Raw genomic sequence first — 19,199 nt, forward strand, 5'->3', positions numbered from 1 at the left:
ATATTTACAAGTAGGCTTCTAATACTAGAACAACTAACTATTAGAAAGTCCTTAAAACATTACTAAATATTGGGTATATGGATTACTAGTAACAAGATGTGTGTTTGGTAAAAATAGAAATAAACTTTTAAAAGAGATTACGGAATTTATGTAATAATTGTATGGTTTGTTGGTGTTTACTCTAGATTGATATATGATTAATATCAAAAAATAACTGGCTAGGAGATTTTGATAGTAAAGAAATATTGATCCATGACTTCATATTGTTTTACATATAACAAAAAGGGTTCCACGATCTTGTTTCTAATAAAAATGGCTATCCTTTTTTAGAATAGCCATTTCAATTTATATGATGTGTTATTAGATCTGAACTTTAATATCTAAAGTGATGGATCCATCGTTACCGTCAGTACCTGTGATATTAGTAACTTTAATTACACCCTTTTTTCCGTATTGATCAGTAAATTCTAGGATATCTCCAACAGAAAGTTCAGTAGCTCTTTCAGTTGTAGCTTGGCTGATTCCATCTAAATCAGTAGCGCTTGTTACTGCATCAAAATCAATTAATGAAGTAGAAATGTAGAATTTATTAAGTTCCTCTTGTGAAACACCTGTTAATCCAGATACGTTAACTAACGGCGTACTAGAGTCATTATCGTCATCAAAAAGAGCTGGATAATCAGATGTAGAAGCTAGAGAAGCTTTTTGCGTAAATCCGTAGTAATATCCAAAATCCCAAAGCGCTGCAGTTTCTTCTCCTTCGCTTATTTTATACACTTCGTTGTTATAAACCGACATAAATGTATCCGAAGAACCATCACCAAGTGGAGCTGCTAATAAAGTACTTGTAAATGATTTAATTCCGTTAGCAGTGCTAGTCCCGCTTCCGGTAATTGTGATAGTACCAACGGCAGTATCACCGATAGCATTTCTTTTAGAAATATCTCTAAAATCTCCACGTCCCGTGGTAGCCCATATGGTATATACTATGTTACTATCAGCACTTGTTGGTACAGGAAAAGGAATAGCAAATTCAAATTCATCTCCATTGTCAGAAGATAAATCTAAAGAACCATCTTTTTTATCATCTACGGTAACACCACCAACTGCGAAATTGTAAGGTTCAGCACCGAAATCTGAAACGTTTTGAGTTACGTACAAACGTCTCATAGTGTTCGATGATCTGAAAGCAACTTTTACTATTGCATTATTTCCAGAAACATTTGATCCGTCGATCATTACGGTTCTGTTGTCTGTACCTGTTTCGAAAACAGAAAGTTCTCCATCAAAAGTAACAGGATCTGTAGGGTCGATAAAAATGTCATCATTGCTATCACTACTACAACTAGTAATGAATAAAGTAATTGCAGATAACATGATAAATGATTTGAGTCTAAAAATTTTGTTCATTATGTAAGGTTTTATTTTGCCTCGAAATTATCACTTTTCATTTTAAAATATGGGTGTTGGGTACTCAAAAAATCTACGTTTTTTCTGCAAGAAACACATTAAATCGTTAAAAGGATTTTAGGGATTATTACGCTTTTAAGATCTTCAATTAATGTCTTACTTTGTAACTTCCTGTTTTTTCGTCAAATAGGATAAGATCTTCTGGGAATAAAGAAGAAAATGCTCTACATTGGATAAGTTCTTTTGGTCTTCCAAATTCAAAACCATCTGTGTTCATTACGATCATTTTATCACATAACTGTATGGCAAAGTCAATCTCATGAGTCGAAAACAGTATTGTTTTCTGAGTTTCGAAGGCTAATCGTTTTAAAAGTTTCAGAATATAAGCCTTATGATATACATCTAGATGCGTAGTAGGTTCATCTAGCATGATAAATGGAGTATCTTGGGCGATTGCACGAGCGATCAATACTTTTTGTAATTGTCCGTCACTTAATTCGAAACATCTTTTATTAACCAACTTGGTAATATGGGTGACTTCAATCGCTTTTTGTATTTTTTCTATATCCTCATCCAGTAATTTTCCAACCCAATTCGTATAGGGCTGTCTGCCCAAAGCCACTAATTCTTGTACAGTGAGATTTTTTGAAGCAATTTGTTCTGTGAGTACGATGCTTAATTGTGAAGCAAGTTCTGAAGTTTTGTAGGTTCTAATTTCTTTGTCGGATAAAAAAACATCTCCTCTTAGCGCTGGTTGCACTTTAGAGAGTGTTCGTAATAATGTAGATTTACCAATACCATTGGCACCAACCAAGCCTACAAGTTCACCTTCATATAGTTTTAGATTAATATCCGCAGCAACTACTTCGAGATTATTTTTATGGCGATAACCAATAGAAAGTCCTTCCGTTTGTAAAACGATATTTTTATTTTCAGTATCCGCAGATGCTATCTCCATAAGCTGCTAAAATAACATTTTTCGTTTTCTAACTAATAACCAAATCACAACTGGTGCACCTATCAAAGAGGTGATCGCATTGATTGGTAAGGTGTATTCGGTTCCTGGTAACTGAGAAACTGTATCACAAATTAACATAATCATGCTTCCTATTAATATGACTGCTGGTATTAATGTTTTATGATCCGAAGTATGAAATAGTTGTCTGGTAAGGTGTGGTACTGCCAATCCGATAAATGCAATCGGTCCTGCAAAGGCTGTAATGCTTCCTGCTAACAAACCTGTAGCCAAAATAATCAAAAAACGACTTTTTTTAATATTTAGTCCAAGACTACGAGCGTAATTTTCTCCCAAAAGTAATGTGTTTAGTGATTTGATTGAGAAAATTGCCAGTATCATCCCGATAAAAACAATTCCAGAAAATATGATAACATCTGTCCAGGATAAATTTCCTAAACTTCCGAATCCCCAAAAAATAAATCGTTGTAACTGTTCAGCAGGCGCGAAATAAGAAAGTACACTTACAATGGCAGCTGTAATACTACCAAACATTAATCCGATGATGAGAATAGCCATAGTATCTTTTACTCTAATAGAAACGAGCATTACCAGAAATAGTACTAAAACACTTCCTAAACTTGCTGCTGCCACCAATCCCCAATTAGAAACCAAAAATAATGCAGTACTTCCGCCGATAAGAGCGCTTCCTAAAATCAACAATGCTACACCAAGACTTGCTCCAGAACTAATTCCTAGTACAAATGGTCCTGCAAGTGGATTTCTAAATAAGGTTTGCATTAATAATCCCGAAACACCTAATCCACTTCCTACGATAACCGCAGTAATAGCCTTTGGTAGTCTATAATCAATTATAATATGCTTCCACGATTCTTTTTCTACAGTGCCTCCAACTAAACTTTTTAGAGTATCTACCCATGGGATTAGAACAGATCCAAGACTAATGTTTGTAATAAAACATAACAATAGTATGATAGTTATGATGAGAAAAACTGCTTTATATGATTTATTTGGGGTCAATTAGTTTAGTTTTTCAAAAAAATAAGGTTCGTAATCTTTTAATAATTCTGGATGTGCTATTTGGATAATATCTTTTAGAATCAAATCAGGTCGCATAGGTCCTAATTCATAATATATCAATCCACCTTTGGATCCAGTTTTTAAAGTCGAAGAATATACGGTTTTATTTTTAAAAGCTTCAAAAAAAGTATATCGATTGTTCTTTTCTTCTAGTTCTTCTAACGATCTAGAAGAACCGGAACCTATCCAAAGCTCTGCATTTTGCGCTTTTTCTAAAACACTTTCAAAATTCAGCGCGATACTTCCTGTTTTTTGCGTGTCTTTCCACAAGTAATTGGTATTCGCATCTTTTAAGAATTGGGCTACATAACTGTTCCCTCCAGGAACATGCCATACATCTTTAAACATATTTCCTGATAAGACTGTGGGAGTTTTTTCTGTATTTTTTGCCAGTGCAGCAGCTTTAGTATAGTCTTGTTCTATCTTGTTAAAAATACTATCAGCTTCTTTTTCTTTATTGTAAAATGCAGCTACAAACTTTATCCATTCGGCTCGTCCTAAAGGATGTTGCTCCATCCAAGAACCATTCATTACAACTGGGATTCCAGTTTTTTCCAGTAAATCATAAGTTTTGGTATCTCCAGTAGCAGAATATCCTATAATTATTTCGGGTGCTAGTTCTAAAGTTAGCTCTGTATTTAAATGACCATTATTTCCTAGTTCTAAGATAGATCCATTGTCTATTAAAGCACGCGTTTTTTCTGAAGAAATATAATCACAATGCGGAAAGCCTACTAATTTGTTTTGGAGTTGTAAATACTCTAACATCGGAATATCTGTAGTAGAGGTAACTACGGTTTTTTCTACTGGAATCTTTATGTAAGATACTTTTCCTTTTACATCAGGTTTTTCAGTTCCTTTTGGATATAAAATATAGGTAAATCCATTTTTTGCATCAGGCCAAGGAGATGTAATTTTAATTTCTTTATAGGTGTCTTTGTTTTCTATGGTAAATCCAGTAGCGTAGGAGACTTGTTGAGGAACAAGTTCTTGTGCAACAGTAGAAGTAGTTTCTTTTTTCTCTTCTTTACAGGAAACAAAAAAAAGGTATGGTATTAATAGAAAACAAAATTTATTCATATGAATTTAAATATTTTTCAAACTTCGAAATATTTTTTGAAAACCTGCTAAGAATTACCGTTAATTTGTACAACTTAATTTTTAGATATGTCTTTTTTATGTTCCTGGAGTGGGGGAAAAGATAGTTGTTATGCGATGCATATGGCGATAAAAGATGGATATTCTCCTTCTGTTTTATTAAACGTATTGAATGAGTATGGTGATCGATCTCGTTCTCATGGAATTCCAAAAAAGATTCTAAAAGCGCAAGCTAATGCGATGAGTCTTCCAATTCATTTTTTTGAAAGTAGTTGGGGTGATTATGAGCGTCTGTACATTGAAAATTTACAATCATTGGCCGAAAAATATAGTTTGCAATCTGCTATTTTTGGTGATATTGATATCGAATCGCATCGTCAATGGGAAGAAAAAGTATCGAATGCGGCAAACCTAAAAGCGATATTACCCATTTGGCAACAGCCCAGAAAACAATTGGTTTTGGATATGATAGCGTATGGTATTGAAGCTATCATTGTTTCTTGTAATAATGATCTAGGTTCTGATTATTTAGGAAGAGCGATTGATAAAGAACTTATTCAGGATTTAGAATCTTTGGGGGTTGACGCTTGTGGAGAAAATGGAGAATATCATACCCTGGTTGTTAATGCACCACTTTTTAAGGAAAAGTTAAACGTACAAGTTGTAGAAAAAGAAACTTCTTCTAATTACAATTTTGCCAAGTTGGAGTTGGTATAAATTGATACTGATTAAATTTTTACAACTTCTCCGTATTCTAATTTAATACTAAAAGAATCTTTTAAGGCTATTTTTTGCAAATGAGAAAGTAATGCTCTGATAGGCCCCGCATGAGATACAATGACTATTTTTTCATCGGCATTAGAGGATAGATTTTTATAAAATTCAAGAATTCTTTCTTGGAGCATTACATACGATTCTCCGTTGGGAACAGGAACATTTACAAAATCTTCCATCCATGGATTCAGCTCTTTTTTAGAGATATCATCCCAAGCTTTTAATTCCCAATCACCAAAATCTAATTCTTGTAGTCTCTTATCAAATATGATAGGAAGATTAAAACTTTTCGCAAGTAGTTTGCATCTTTTTAGCGGACTACTGTAGACTTTTGTAATTTCTTTTAGCGGGAGTTTGGTATGAATTTCGGATACTTCAGCGTCAAAACTATCAGTAACATCCAGATCACTTTGTCCGTAGCAGATTCCTTTTTCTATGTTTGGGGTAGTATGTCTTACCAGATATATTTCCATAAAGCAATAACACTTAGGTAAAAAATTACTTCACTCAATTGTTGTACCGCGCCAGCACAGTCTCCTGTTTGGCCTCCGATCCATTTTTTAAATTTAGCAGCTAGAAACATTTTAGAAAAATACATAGGTATAATCGCTAAGCCTATTAATGGATTAAAGAAAAATACGAGCGGAAGGATTCCAAACAATGCACTAATCAGTAACATCGATAAGCTCATGCTCTTAGCAGCAGGTTTTGCTTTGCTGTCTTCCGTATCTCTAACGTAAGTATGTGTGTAAATCAAAGTAGTGGCTATAAAACGACTTAAACTATGACCAGAAATTAAAATTAGCGGTATATAGGATGTTTCAGTTTCTCTTAATGCAGAAAATTTAATAGCGAGAAGTAGCAAAATTCCAATAGTACCATAGGTGCCTAATCGCGAATCTTTCATGATAAGAAGGATCTTTTCTTTGGTCCAACCACCACCAAAACCATCACAAACATCAGCAAAACCATCTTCATGAAAAGCTCCCGTGGTATAAATGGTACTCGCCATAGATAATAACAAGGCAATTTCTGTAGAAAACAACAAAGAAAAACCATAGAATACAATACCTCCAATACCACCAACAAGTATTCCTACTAAGGGGAAATACTTAGAACTTTTCCGTAAATATTCTGGATCATGATTTACCCATTTTGGGCACGGAATTCGAGTGAAAAACATCAGAGCTGTGAAAAATATATGGATTTCTTTCTTCATGAAATGACTCTTAGGTTTTGTTATGAATTGATTGCTGTTGTTATATTTTGAGAAAAGTACTTCCAAAAAGGAATAAAAGCAGAAATACATAAGACTATCGCTAGCAGTATTCCCAAGATCCCTATTTTATGTTTTTTTAAGGTAGCGATGACACCAAGATATATACTTAATAAAGAAAGGCTAACCGTTACCATTTTGAATAATCTGGTAAACGAAACAAGATCATTAATAAAAATAAATTGAATTTCTTTTCCGGTGATTAAACTATACTGTATTTCATGCATTTTCACGTGGTATTTATATGCAAAGAAAAAACCAACCAAAGCAACGAGTATGGATAAAACACCTTTTTTCACTGTGTTAAGATTCTGAAGTGTTTACAGATGCTTCTTCGAAGCTAGCCATGTTGTTTAGAAAAGCGATGGCAGAAGTTATTATTGGGTACGCTACAGCAGCTCCTGTTCCTTCTCCTAATCGCATGCCAAGATGAATTAGCGGCTTTTTTTCTAGAAAGTTTAGCATTTTCTGATGACCTTGCTCATTAGAAGTGTGTGCGAAAATACAGTAATCTAATACATTTTCATACATGGCATTAGCAGCCAATAATGCAGCTGTAACGATGAATCCATCTATAAGAATAGTCATTTTTAATTCGGCAGCTCTAAGAATAGCTCCTGTTATCATTGCAATTTCAAACCCTCCAAAAGTAGCCAATGCTTCATTTGCTGATGCTGGTTTATGTTTTTGAAAAACTGATTGCAGAACAGCTTGTTTTTTCTTTTTAGCATCTCCCTGAATTCCTGTTCCGGCTCCTACACATTCTTCAATAGATATTTTTGTAAAATAAGACATGAGTAATGCTGCAGCAGAAGAGTTTCCGATTCCCATTTCACCAAATCCGATAATATTACATCCATCATTATAAACCTCGGTTACCAAAGAAGCTCCCGTTTGTATAGCCTTGCAACATTCATCGCGAGACATTGCAGGTTCGTTCTCGTAATTATTAGTACCATATGCAATTTTAGCATCAATTAGTCCTTCGATTTGATCAAAGTCATGGTTTACGCCAGCATCTACAATTTTAAGATCAATATGATGTTGATTACAAAACGCATTGATAGCAGCACCTCCATGTAAGAAGTTGTATACCATTTGTTGTGTTACCACCTGTGGATAGGGATTTACTTCTCCTTTTTCTGCAATACCATGATCTCCAGCAAAAACCAAAATTGTTGGTTTATTAAGGCTGGGGACACTAGTTTGTTGGATAAGCCCTATTTGCAATGCAATTTTTTCAAGAATACCTAATGAACCTACTGGTTTGGTTTTAAGATTAATCTTATGTTGAATCTTGTTTTCTAAGGATTTATCTAGAGGTGTTATGGTAAAATTCATGTTATTTTATTTTTACAGGTATGCCAGAAACCATTAAAATGGCGTGATCAGCATGTTTGGCAATATGTTGATTCATCCAACCCTGAAGTTCTGTGAATTTTCTTCCTATTTCTGTTGTTGCATGAACTCCCATTCCTATTTCATTAGAAATGATTATAATATTCGCTTCTATAGTAGTGAGTTTATTAAATTCTTTTTTTGCTTGTTCAAGGGATATTTCGATGTCATTTTTGGTATCTACAAAGAAATTGGTAAGCCATAGAGTCACACAATCAATAACTACAGTAGTATTTTTATGAATCACTTTAGAGAGTTCTTTTTCCTCTTCAACAGAGGTCCAAGCATCACTTCGATCCGCAATATGTCGATCGATTCGTTTTCTATGATCACCATCCCAAACTCTGGAAGTTGCTATGTAAACTGGTTTTTTGGAAAGTTCTAATGCTAGATTTTGTGCATAGCTACTTTTTCCAGAACGTTCTCCACCAGTGATGTAGTACAACATTTTTTAAGGCTTTAGAGTGCGCAAAGATACTAGTATTATCAATTTATTTGTTAAAGTGGATGCAATTTCAGAGAAATATAATACATTCGCGCAGAATTTTGGTTTTGATACGCTTTACTAGCGTAGAGAATTAAAAGGGAATCAGGTGCATATGTTTGGAAATCATTATGTTGAATTCTAAATGAATAAATCCTGAGCTGTTCCCGCAACTGTGAGCTTAGTCCGCCAAAGGTGGATGCTTGTTGTTAGTTCTTTTAACCACTGTTCCGATAAACTCGGAATGGGAAGGTAGACAACAAGACGCGAGCCAGGAGACCTGCCAGAATTCGATATGTCAAACTTTCGGGATAGAGGTTTTGGTATGGGTAAACTACATACTTTTTTCCGGTAATTGTAAATAATAAGTCATTTAGGAAATGAACAAAAAAGTGTTTTTTGGGGCTGCACTCGTATTCGTGGCATCCCAGGTTGTTTCTGCACAACAAACAACAACAGAAGAAGAAGTAAATGAATTAGAGGAGGTTGTCATCTCTGATTCAAAATTTAATCTAAAAAGAGAACAGAGTGGTAAGGTAATTACTAAGATTGGTTCTAAAGAATTACAGCGTAGTCAAGGACAATCAGTAGCAACTGTTTTAAACAGAGTTGCAGGGGTTTTTATCAATGGTAGTAATAATGCGGCTGGAGAACCATTAGGGGTTTCTATTCGTGGAGGTCGTAATCGACAAGTAGTGATTAGAGTGGATGGTGTTACGGTAAGTGATCCTACCTCTTCTGCAGGAGATTTTGATCTACGATTATTATCTACTAATCAAATAGAATCTATTGAGATTTTAAAAGGAGCTTCGAGTACTTTATATGGATCCGGAGCAGCAACAGCAGTAATTAATATTACTACAAAATCAGAAAGTAAAGATGCAATTGCTGCACAATTTTCTTCTACTATTGGTACCAATCAATCACAAGATGATCAGGATTATGATATTAATGAATTTGTAAACTTTGCATCCGTTAACGGAACGATTGGAAAAGTAAGTTATTTAGGTAGCTTATCTCATCAATCTACAGATGGTTTGTCAGCTGCCGAAAATCCTTTAGAATCGACTACTGGAGAAACATTTGAAAGCGATGCTTATAATAAGTTTAATGTATATGCAAAACTTGGGTATCAATGGAATAAGAATTTTAGATTTCATTTTTTTGGAAATTTAGATCAGTATAAAACAGATTTTGATGGTGGGGCTGGTTTAGATGCTGATAACCAATTTACCAGTAGACAATTAAGAGGAGGAAGTTTTTGGGAAGCCAAGTACCCTAATGGTAGCTTTACTTTTGTAGATAGCTATGCGTTGGTGGATAGAGAGTTTATCTCTGGTTTTCCATCTAGATACGAAGGTAAAATCTATACCTTCGATGCTTATAATAAATATAATTTTAAGAACACATTATATACGGTTATTGGAGCCAATGGTTCTTACAGTGATTTTAATTTGTTTAGCATTCCTTTTGGAAGTACAGATTTCGAACAAACGATAAATGACAATGAAGCAGATTTTGATATTATCGATCCTTATATCAACTTAGTGTATGTTTCTAAGTTTGGTTTAAACGTGAATGCGGGAGCACGATTAAATATCCATAGCACCTACGGAAATCATTTGGTATATAACATAAACCCATCATTTACCTATACGTTCGGAGGAAATTATATCAAGGGATTAGCGTCTTATAGTACTGCATATATTACACCTTCCTTGTTTCAATTATATGATACAGCTTTCTTTAGTGGAAATCCAGATTTAGAACCGGAAGAGAGTACTACATTAGAAGGAGGAATCGAATTTTCTCACCAGAAAAAGGCTACGATTAGTGTAGTATATTTTGATAGAACATCCGAAAACTTCATCACTTTTGACCCTAATACTTTTGTAAATTTTAATTCACCAGAAGATATAGAAGTTAATGGAATCGAAGTGGAAGCTAGCGCATTGTTATTAGACGATAAATTATCAATAAATGCTAACTATACCTATACTAATATTGATAAATTAGAAAATAATATTAGGATACCAGAAAACACTTTACAAGCAACTGTAGGATATCAGCTATCTACTAAATCGTTTACATCTTTAAGCTATCAACTAAATAGTAAACGAAATGATACTTTCTTTAATCCAGTGACATTTACTTCGGATCCAGCAGAACTAGATGGTTACGGAATTTTAGATTTTTATATCAGCCATCAGTTAATGGATAATTTAAGTATCTATGCAGCGATGAATAATATTACCAATGAAGAATATCAGGAGATTTTTGGATTTAGTACGAGAGGTAGAAATGCCAGAATAGGTTTTAATCTTACTTTTTAAGAAAAGACATTATATTATTTAAACTAAAAAACTCAAGTCGCTAAGACTTGAGTTTTTTAGTTTTTATATGGAGACAAATATATTTACTCCTTCGTATTGTTGTCTATGGTTTTATACATTCTCTGATAGTTTGGAAGTGTCATTTTACTTTCTCCAATGGTTTCTAGCGTTAGACTCTTAGCATTCGTACTAATTCTGTTACCTAGAATATTATCAATAGCAGCTTTTAATAGCGGTTCGTTTGGATCTCCCAAAGTACCTAAATTAGAAAAGTCTTCGGCAAGTTCGATTTCAGGAGTAAATCCTCCAAAATAATCTGTAAAACCTACAGAGTTTAATGATCTTAGGACTAGCGGTTGCATAGCGTAGGTATGGCCTGGATTGGCACCATTACGACCAAAATTGTCAGAATCATATAACGTAATCGATGCCTGAAATTTACCTCTTGTTGTTGTCCCTACTTGTATTACATTAATATAAGGATCTAATCCATTAATTAATAATTCGCTGGCAGAAGCAGAGCTTCTACTTGTTAATACGTATAATCTAGTTAAGTTTAAGCTGTTAATTCCAGCTCCTGTTCTTATGGTATTGTCAAATAGATTTGTTCCTCCAAATTGTGGTTGTCGATCTTCGTTCCATTCTTCTGTAGAAAACACCTGACCGCTAAATTGTCCCGTTATCATACTTGCTAGATCGATTGCTGAGGTTACAGAACCACCACCATTATATCGCAAGTCTAATATTAGATCTGTTACATTATCCGCAGCTAATTGTCCAAAAGCATTATTTAATTGCTCATCAAAATCTCCTGTAAATCCATTGTACATAAGATAACCTACTGGGTTTCCACCAACATCAATAGTAGTTGAGATCAATACTGGATTTTCTGTGTACTGCACTTTCGTTAGAGAAACAGAAGTACCAGTTGGTGTTACATTGTCTCCATCAAAAGTCGCTAAACCGATAGTATAGGTATCTGGATTTAGTAAAGCACTAAAATTTTGATCTGTGATTTGTGTACCGTCTATAGTATTAAAAACATCTCCTCTTTGTACACCTTTGGCTTCAGCATCTGTTCCTGGTAATACGTAACGAACATATCCAAACACATTAGAAGCATCATTTGGGTAACGTACCAGACCAAATTCCATTCCGTTATTTCTAGTAATACCATCAAATGCCTGTTCTAGTGCTACAAAATCATCTACTAAAAAGCTAAATTCGTCTACATCAACTCCACTAGCAGGATCTACTTCTTGCGTTCTAAGCGCTGCAAAAATAGCTTCAGGAGAAGAAAATCCTCCTAAAAAATCTGAATATTCCTGGTTCGAAGAAAATCGATCATTCGCTAAATCATCTACATCTGCTTTATATAAATAGAAAGTATTCATGCCTTTCCAGATAAAATCATTAATTTCTACAACACCTGCCAGACCTGGAACATCATCATTATCATCAAAACAACTAGTAAGTATACTTCCGAATAGAAGCATTACGATCACATACTTTAAAATTTTCATATACTTTTTTTATTTATATAACCCTAAAAATAGGGACTTTATTATAATTTTAAAAAATTGTGTAACAAATTATAGAGGTAGTCGTCTCCCTAATATAAAGCTAACATAGAAAGCTTTGTAACCACCAACCAACGAAATATGAAGGAAAGAGCATTTATAACGCTTACTAATGGTTTTAAAGACAAGCTGTATAGGTTGGCTAAAAGATTGTTGGTGAGTAATGAAGAGGCAGAAGATGCTACACAAGAAATTTTATTAAAGCTATGGCGAAACAAATCCAAAATGGCTGAATATAAAAATGTAGAAGCATTTGCCATGACGATGACCAAAAACTATTGCTATGATAAATTAAAAGCAAAAGAAACTGGGAATTTAAAAATTGTTCATAGCAATTATAAAGATGAAAGACCTTCGTTGCAAAGAGAAGTAGAAGCTAAGGATAGTTTGGAGTGGGTTGGTAGAATTATGGATGGTTTACCAGAACAACAACGAATGATCGTGCAACTAAGAGATATAGAACAATATGATAACGCAGAAATTGCAGAAATGATGGAAATGAACGAAACTGCAGTTCGTGTAGCCTTATCAAGAGCAAGAAAAACAATACGACAAGAATTATTAAAAAAACACAATTATGGAGTTGTCTAACATAGAAAAATTACTGGAGAAGTATTTTGAAGGAGAAACGACCCTTTCTGAAGAAAAAGAATTAAAGGTTTATTTTACCGGAGAAAGTGTGCCGTCGCATTTGGAGAGATACAAGGATTTGTTTCAGTTTTTTTCTGATGAAAGCCAAGTAACTGCAAGTTCAGAGGTAAGTTTGAAAACCAATTCGTCCAAAGTTCCATGGTATACCTGGATAGGAGTAGCTGCATCAATAGCTTTAATTGTGGGGCTATTTATCAAAGATATTCCTGCGGGAGCCGATCCTGAAGGCGTGTATGGTACTTATGATGATCCAGAGATTGCATTACAGAAAACCAAAGAAGCCCTCGATTTGGTTGCTCGTTTAATGAATGAGGGTAAAAAGGAATTAGTGTACCTGAATGAGTTTGACAATGCCAAAAAAGAACTGGTATATATCAATGAGTTCGAAAACACTAAAAATAAATTAATAAAATAAACACGAATACTATTTCCCGATAGGGAGTCTTAAAATTGAATTAATTATGAAAAAGTTTGCAATAATATTAGTAGCAGCATTAGTACCATATTTCTCTATTGCACAAAGCAATTTTGATAAATACGAAGATATGAATGATGTATCCTCGATAGTGGTAACAAGTAAAATGTTTAAATTGTTAAGTAAGATTGATCTAGAAAGCAATGATCCGGAAATTAAGGATTATGCAAATCTGGTAAAGAACATTAAGAATATTAAGGTTTTTGTTACAGAGAAGAACGATATAGGTCAGAAAATGAAAGCCGATGTGCAAAAGTATCTTAGTAGTACTTCATTAGATGAACTGATGCGTTTTAAGAGTGACGGGAAGAATGTAAAGTTTTATTCTAAGCCAGGTAAGAATGATAATTTCGTTACAGAACTCTTCATGTTTATGGAAGGTATGGAAAACGATGGAGGTCCTAATACAGTAGTAATGACTATTACAGGAGATATAGATCTTAGACAAGTTTCTAAAATCGCAGATCATTTAAATGTTCCAGGAGGAGAAGAGCTTAAAAAGGTAAATAAGAAAAATTAAACTTATACAGTTAGTTTATGTTACACAAGCTTCTTTAGATACGATTATCTAAAGAAGCTTATCATCAATCAATCAATCAATCAACCATTAAAACCAAATAAAATGAAAAATATTAGTAAGCTTATTCTTGTAGTTTGCGGATTACTATACATTAGTTGTGGTAATGACCAATCATTACAAAAGTATTTTATCGATCATCAAGGAGATAAGGACTTTGTTGCTGTAGATTTAGCGACCAGCCTATTGGATGCCAGAACGAGAAAGGTAAATCTTTCTGATGACGAAAGAGCAGCATTAGAGAGTATTAAGAAGGTTAATTTTTTAGCGCTACCGATCAAAGAAGATAAAAGCGAAACCAAAACGAGGTTTGAAGAAGAAAAAACTAAGATCAATTCGATTTTAGATGCTGAAAAATATGAAACACTTATGAGATTTGGTTCTAATGGAACAAAAGCGGTATTAAAGTTTGAAGGAGAAGAGGATAATATCGATGAAATGATTGTATTCGCATCTAATAAAGAACGCGGTTTAGCGCTGGTAAGAGTGTTGGGAGATGATATGAAACCAGCAAATATTGCTAAACTAATGAATGCAATAGATAAAGGAGATGTAGATATAGGTGCTATTAAAGATATTATAGGAGAGGTTAATATTAACTAATCGTATAGTTTTTAAGATATAAAAAAAGCTTTGACGTATCGTCAAAGCTTTTTTCTTTTTTATACTAATGTAAGTTTTTGTTTGAAAACCTATGATCCTCAATTATATTCCAGTATAATTAGCTGGAGTTATCACTTTTAATTCGGATTTAATATCGTCTGAAACTTCTAGTGTTTCAATAAAGTTTGCAATAGAGTTTTGATTGATAGCTTCATTGGTTCTGGTTAATCCTTTTAGAGCTTCGTAAGGATTAGGATATCCTTCTCTTCTTAAAATGGTCTGTATAGCTTCTGCCACAACAGCCCAATTGTTTTCGAGATCTTGAGCAAACTTTTCTTCGTTTAATAATAACTTGTTCAATCCTTTTAACGTAGCCTGAAAAGCAATTAAGGTATGTCCAAAAGGAACTCCTACATTTCTTAGTACGGTACTGTCCGTTAAGTCGCGTTGTAGTCTACTTACTGGTAGTTTAGATGCTAGATGCTCAAACAATGCATTGGCAATACCAATATTACCTTCGCTGTTTTCAAAATCTATTGGATTTACTTTGTGCGGCATCGCAGAAGATCCTACTTCCCCTTTTTTGATTTTTTGCTTAAAGTAATCCATAGAAACATAAGTCCATACATCTCTATCCAAATCCAGGATAATTGTATTGATACGCTTAAGTCCATCAAACAATGCTGCCATATGGTCGTAGTGCTCGATCTGAGTTGTTGGAAAAGAATGATGTAATCCTAGTTTCTCCTGTACAAAACGAGTACCAAATTCTTTCCAATCGATAGCTGGGTACGCTACTTTATGGGCATTGTAGTTTCCGGTAGCACCACCAAATTTAGCGGCACTCGGTATATCATTTAACAAATCAAACTGCGCTTCTAATCGAGTAACATATACCTGAAATTCTTTTCCTAATCGGGTAGGAGAAGCTGGTTGTCCATGTGTTCTGGCAAGCATGGATACATCAGACCACTCTTCTACTAATGATTTTAGTTTTGCTACTAATTCTAAGTAATGAGGAATGTATACATCTCCAATAGCTTCTTTTATACTTAGTGGTATCGCAGTATTGTTAATATCTTGAGATGTTAGTCCAAAGTGGATAAACTCCTTGTATTCTTGTAAACCTAGCTGATCGAATTTTTCTTTAATAAAATATTCAACAGCTTTTACATCATGATTGGTTACCTTTTCAATATCTTTTATAGCCTGAGCATCTTCTGTAGAAAAGGCTGTATAAATGGATCTTAATTTTTCAAAAACCGAAGTGTCTATACCCTCTAATTGTGGTAATGGTATTTCGCATAAAGCGATAAAATATTCGATTTCTACCAGTACACGATATTTTATTAAAGCTTCTTCACTAAAATAAGCGCTTAATGATTGTGTTTTAGAAGCATAACGACCATCGATAGGTGATATAGCTTGTAATGGAGTTAAAGACATGACTTTGTTTTTTTGAAAGCTGCAAAGATAATTGATTTCGTGAGTAATTACGATGTAACCGGTTGGATTTTTTTGGTTTTGAAATTAGTTGTTAGCAGTTGGTAGTTAGTGGTTAGTGATTCTCGTCCAATTCCTGAAACCTAAGACCTCATACCTCATACCTAACACCAACAACCATTAACCATTAACCATTAACCATTAACCATTAACCATTAACCAAACTACAACTTTTTCAGAATCATACGGGATCTGGCTTTGTAAGCAGCGCTGCCTTGATGGTAATTGTTTTCTAAGGTGACTTTTAATTCTGGGTGTACCCAATCAAACTCAGTACCTAATAGATATAAACTAGTCATCGAATACGCTTTGGCGGCTACTTTTTGATCAGAAATCAACCAATCAAAACAAGCTTCTGTTATTTTTTCTCGATAAGGTGTGGTTAATGATTTTTGTACAATAGGATTTTTTTCTTTGTAATACGCAAGAATAAGGTATTCACAAATTTTTGCCATAGGTCTTACTGCAGGATGTTGATATACTTTTGGCAATATTTCGGTAAAACTATCTAGATAAGGGAGTATAGCATCTAATCTTTTCTTACATAAAAATTCTAATCCCCAGGATGCTCTACAAGAAATTTCGTCATCCACCTGATGACAAATCGCCAATAGCTGCGGTAACAACTCCGGATTGTCCAAAATAAGATTGGCAAAATAGTTTCGTTGTTCTCTGGAATGATTGGTCTTTCTTATGTTTTCCTCTAAATCGATCATTAGATTTTTGAGTTTTCCTATATATAAGGAGGTGATTTACGATAATATATACTTAGAATGGTTGATCACATTATATGATTAGTTAAAATTCTGTACAAGTTCTTCTACAACTTTAGGTACTCCTACGGTTGCTTTTTCGGCCAAAATCTTAAGATTTTCGTTGGGAGCAATAGCTGGTTTTGGGTCTATAAAATAGATAGGAGTATCAGAAGGTGCATATTGTAATAAGCTTGCCGCAGGATATACTTGCATAGAAGTACCTATAATCATAAGAATATCTGCTTGTTCTGTAATGTCAATCGCCTTTTCTAGCATTGGGACTTCCTCTCCAAACCATACAATATGGGGACGTAGTTGAGAATTATGTTCACAAAGATCTCCTAGCTGTAAATCGTTTTTCCAATCTAACACCAGGTTTTCATCAAATTGACTACGTACTTTTAATAATTCGCCATGCAGGTGTACTACATTGCTGCTTCCAGCGCGTTCATGGAGATCATCTACATTTTGCGTTACAATAGTTACCTGATGTGTTTTTTCTAGATTTGCTAAAGCTTCATGCGCCAGATTAGGAACTACAGTGTGCAGTTGACTACGTCTTTTATTATAGAAATCTAGTACTAATGCAGGATTATTACTCCATCCAATAGGAGAGGCAACTTCCATGATGTCATGACCTTCCCACAATCCGTTTTCATCTCTAAAGGTGTTAATACCACTCTCGGCACTGATTCCTGCACCGGTAAGAACAACAACTTTCTTCATTCGTGATTTGTTTTTCTAAAACTATTTAAAATATTTGAATCCTTCTTTATGATCTCTTATTATTTTACAATTAAATGATAATGGATGGTTGATGGTTGATTTTTCTTTCGAACTGAGGTGTCACATTGAGCTTGTCGAAATGCTCTTGAACTTTGATAGTGTATGATGACATCTCCCTCGATTCTTCTTCAAAGAGGAAAGTTAAAAATACATTGGATTTTTAGTTTCTTAATATCTCATTATCAGTAATATTACTGTAGTATGGAGCTGGATATTTATGATAATATCGTTCTGCGGTATCAAAAAAATGTAAAATATACTATAAATACTTGTAAACTTTAATTTTTTTAGGTCATATATACTAAGGTATCTCTTTTTACGTTTAGAGATTCTAAACCCCCAAAACCGACGATATGCAAATTATTTCGATCAAAGATTTCTCCTTAATCCCTGACATCCTTAGGATTCCGTATTAATATTGCGGTTTTACCGTAACCAAGATATAAGTAAAAAACCTAACTTGTAATCAGTAAATGTGTACAATTTTTTTTGAATACGAACAGTATTTAATGACCAACGCTAACCTTTAATTGTTTACCTCATGAAATACCCTTACATCATTATTGATAATGATCAGAATTCTGCACGCAAAATTCAGATCGCTCTCGAAGATCACAATGATTATATGTGTACTGGAATTGCTGAAAATGAGCAAGAGGCGTTGGACTTGATTTTAGAAAGAAAACCAAGATTAGTTTTCTTAGAACCGGAAGTACCGGGAGTTCAATCGTCTACCACGAAGTATAATCTATTATCAGAACTTACAAAGTATATGACAAACCTACCCGAGTTTGTTATTATTACAAAAACTACAGACTATGCTATCGAAGGTATACGTAATCGTGTACTGGATTATATCCTGAAACCTTTATCTAAAAGCGACCTTATCAAAACCGTTCTTAGATTTGAGAAAGATTTTGAAGAGGTTACTACGGATAACACCTTGTGTTTTAAGTCGTATGGAGATTATCGTTTTGTAAATATCGATGATGTTCTGTATCTAAAAGCAGATAACAACACTACCGATTTTATCATGAGTAATGGTAATAAGGTAGAAGCTTTTAAGACCTTAAAACATTTTCAGAATTTATTACCAGATCATTTTGTACGAATTCATAATAGTTACATTATCAATACAAAATATGTATCTAGAATACATTTTGGGAAAGCTAAATGTGCTATTAAAAACACAAGTGATATGATTCCTTTTTCTAAATCTTACAAAACCAATGTAGAAGAGATTAAGGATACCTTAGCAAAGAATAGTATTCTTTATGTGTAGTGCGTGATGTTGTTTATGATAGATTTTAATAAACAAATAATCACACTGCAAACCCAATGAGAATTGAAACCTTTTATCATCTTATAATAATTGGAATACCTTATAAGATGATGAAATAGAGAGAATTAAAATTCTCGCTTTATTGTAAAACCCCGTTA

Annotated in this window: 20 protein-coding genes and 1 riboswitch; of the genes, 7 read left to right on the forward strand and 13 right to left on the reverse strand. The window is 33.9% G+C overall.

What is annotated here, in order from left to right:
* Positions 1-360 precede the first annotated feature (360 nt).
* The 4 genes from Q1A73_RS15485 to Q1A73_RS15500 form a co-directional block, all read right to left on the reverse strand.
* Positions 361-1,410 (reverse strand): hypothetical protein, encoded by a 1,050-nt coding sequence (locus Q1A73_RS15485; protein ID WP_299607194.1) that lies wholly within the window; start codon positions 1,408-1,410, stop codon positions 361-363.
* Between the two features lie 148 nt (positions 1,411-1,558).
* A complete protein-coding gene (locus tag Q1A73_RS15490) occupies positions 1,559-2,368 on the reverse strand; it encodes an ABC transporter ATP-binding protein (RefSeq protein WP_299607195.1) in 810 nt (269 codons plus the stop codon).
* Between the two features lie 6 nt (positions 2,369-2,374).
* The gene (locus tag Q1A73_RS15495; RefSeq protein WP_299607197.1) at positions 2,375-3,406 is read right to left on the reverse strand and encodes an iron ABC transporter permease; all 1,032 of its coding nucleotides are present in this window, start codon (positions 3,404-3,406) and stop codon (positions 2,375-2,377) included.
* A complete protein-coding gene (locus Q1A73_RS15500; protein WP_299607198.1) occupies positions 3,407-4,546 on the reverse strand; it encodes an ABC transporter substrate-binding protein in 1,140 nt (379 codons plus the stop codon).
* Positions 4,547-4,633: 87 nt separating this feature from the next.
* Between Q1A73_RS15500 and Q1A73_RS15505 the strand changes: the two genes are divergently transcribed.
* A complete protein-coding gene (locus Q1A73_RS15505) occupies positions 4,634-5,281 on the forward strand; it encodes a diphthine--ammonia ligase (RefSeq protein ID WP_299607199.1) in 648 nt (215 codons plus the stop codon).
* A gap of 11 nt (positions 5,282-5,292) precedes the next feature.
* Here the strand turns inward: Q1A73_RS15505 and cobC are convergent, their stop codons facing one another.
* Genes cobC through Q1A73_RS15530 form a run of 5 tightly spaced genes read right to left on the reverse strand, consistent with a single transcriptional unit; the run spans position 5,293 to position 8,460 of the window.
* Positions 5,293-5,811: an alpha-ribazole phosphatase gene (gene cobC, locus Q1A73_RS15510; protein WP_299607200.1), complete on the reverse strand. Its 519-nt coding sequence runs from the start codon at positions 5,809-5,811 to the stop codon at positions 5,293-5,295.
* Positions 5,793-6,557, reverse strand: coding sequence for an adenosylcobinamide-GDP ribazoletransferase (locus Q1A73_RS15515; protein WP_299607201.1), 765 nt, complete (start codon positions 6,555-6,557; stop codon positions 5,793-5,795). Before Q1A73_RS15515 ends, cobC begins: the two co-directional genes overlap by 19 nt.
* A 20-nt stretch (positions 6,558-6,577) precedes the next feature.
* Entirely contained in the window at positions 6,578-6,913 is a 336-nt protein-coding gene (locus Q1A73_RS15520; RefSeq protein WP_299607202.1) for a hypothetical protein, read from the reverse strand.
* A 4-nt stretch (positions 6,914-6,917) separates the two neighbouring features.
* Complete coding sequence (gene cobT / locus Q1A73_RS15525; protein ID WP_299607204.1) at positions 6,918-7,955, reverse strand: nicotinate-nucleotide--dimethylbenzimidazole phosphoribosyltransferase; 1,038 nt, start codon at positions 7,953-7,955, stop codon at positions 6,918-6,920.
* A gap of 1 nt (position 7,956) precedes the next feature.
* Positions 7,957-8,460 (reverse strand): bifunctional adenosylcobinamide kinase/adenosylcobinamide-phosphate guanylyltransferase, encoded by a 504-nt coding sequence (locus Q1A73_RS15530; RefSeq protein WP_299607206.1) that lies wholly within the window; start codon positions 8,458-8,460, stop codon positions 7,957-7,959.
* A gap of 82 nt (positions 8,461-8,542) precedes the next feature.
* A riboswitch (cobalamin riboswitch) is annotated at positions 8,543-8,799 on the forward strand.
* A 77-nt stretch (positions 8,800-8,876) separates the two neighbouring features.
* On the opposite strand from Q1A73_RS15530, the gene Q1A73_RS15535 reads away from it, so the two are divergent.
* Positions 8,877-10,829, forward strand: coding sequence for a TonB-dependent receptor (locus tag Q1A73_RS15535; protein WP_299607207.1), 1,953 nt, complete (start codon positions 8,877-8,879; stop codon positions 10,827-10,829).
* A gap of 83 nt (positions 10,830-10,912) precedes the next feature.
* Here the strand turns inward: Q1A73_RS15535 and Q1A73_RS15540 are convergent, their stop codons facing one another.
* Positions 10,913-12,352 (reverse strand): S41 family peptidase, encoded by a 1,440-nt coding sequence (locus Q1A73_RS15540; RefSeq protein WP_299607208.1) that lies wholly within the window; start codon positions 12,350-12,352, stop codon positions 10,913-10,915.
* A gap of 138 nt (positions 12,353-12,490) precedes the next feature.
* Here Q1A73_RS15540 and Q1A73_RS15545 point away from each other — a divergent pair, with 138 nt between their 5' ends.
* The 4 genes from Q1A73_RS15545 to Q1A73_RS15560 all read left to right on the forward strand — a co-directional run bounded on the left by Q1A73_RS15545 (position 12,491) and on the right by Q1A73_RS15560 (position 14,715).
* Positions 12,491-13,000: an RNA polymerase sigma factor gene (locus Q1A73_RS15545; RefSeq protein ID WP_299607209.1), complete on the forward strand. Its 510-nt coding sequence runs from the start codon at positions 12,491-12,493 to the stop codon at positions 12,998-13,000.
* Positions 12,987-13,475, forward strand: coding sequence for a hypothetical protein (locus Q1A73_RS15550; protein WP_299607211.1), 489 nt, complete (start codon positions 12,987-12,989; stop codon positions 13,473-13,475). Before Q1A73_RS15545 ends, Q1A73_RS15550 begins: the two co-directional genes overlap by 14 nt.
* 46 nt (positions 13,476-13,521) lie before the next feature.
* A complete protein-coding gene (locus Q1A73_RS15555) occupies positions 13,522-14,055 on the forward strand; it encodes a DUF4252 domain-containing protein (protein WP_299607212.1) in 534 nt (177 codons plus the stop codon).
* A 102-nt stretch (positions 14,056-14,157) separates the two neighbouring features.
* A complete protein-coding gene (locus Q1A73_RS15560; protein WP_299607214.1) occupies positions 14,158-14,715 on the forward strand; it encodes a DUF4252 domain-containing protein in 558 nt (185 codons plus the stop codon).
* Positions 14,716-14,817: 102 nt separating this feature from the next.
* On the opposite strand, the gene purB is transcribed toward Q1A73_RS15560, so the two are convergent.
* From purB to Q1A73_RS15575, 3 genes are all read right to left on the reverse strand, one after another.
* Entirely contained in the window at positions 14,818-16,161 is a 1,344-nt protein-coding gene (purB, locus tag Q1A73_RS15565) for an adenylosuccinate lyase (protein ID WP_299607215.1), read from the reverse strand.
* A 221-nt stretch (positions 16,162-16,382) separates the two neighbouring features.
* Positions 16,383-16,934: an adenylosuccinate lyase gene (locus Q1A73_RS15570; protein WP_299607217.1), complete on the reverse strand. Its 552-nt coding sequence runs from the start codon at positions 16,932-16,934 to the stop codon at positions 16,383-16,385.
* 78 nt (positions 16,935-17,012) lie between these two features.
* A complete protein-coding gene (locus Q1A73_RS15575) occupies positions 17,013-17,699 on the reverse strand; it encodes an NAD-dependent deacylase (RefSeq protein WP_299607218.1) in 687 nt (228 codons plus the stop codon).
* Between the two features lie 601 nt (positions 17,700-18,300).
* On the opposite strand from Q1A73_RS15575, the gene Q1A73_RS15580 reads away from it, so the two are divergent.
* The gene (locus Q1A73_RS15580) at positions 18,301-19,041 is read left to right on the forward strand and encodes a LytTR family DNA-binding domain-containing protein (RefSeq protein WP_299607219.1); all 741 of its coding nucleotides are present in this window, start codon (positions 18,301-18,303) and stop codon (positions 19,039-19,041) included.
* Positions 19,042-19,199 lie beyond the last annotated feature (158 nt).

The organism is uncultured Aquimarina sp. (assembly GCF_947492115.1).
In the GTDB taxonomy this organism is placed as follows: Bacteria; Bacteroidota; Bacteroidia; order Flavobacteriales; family Flavobacteriaceae; genus Aquimarina.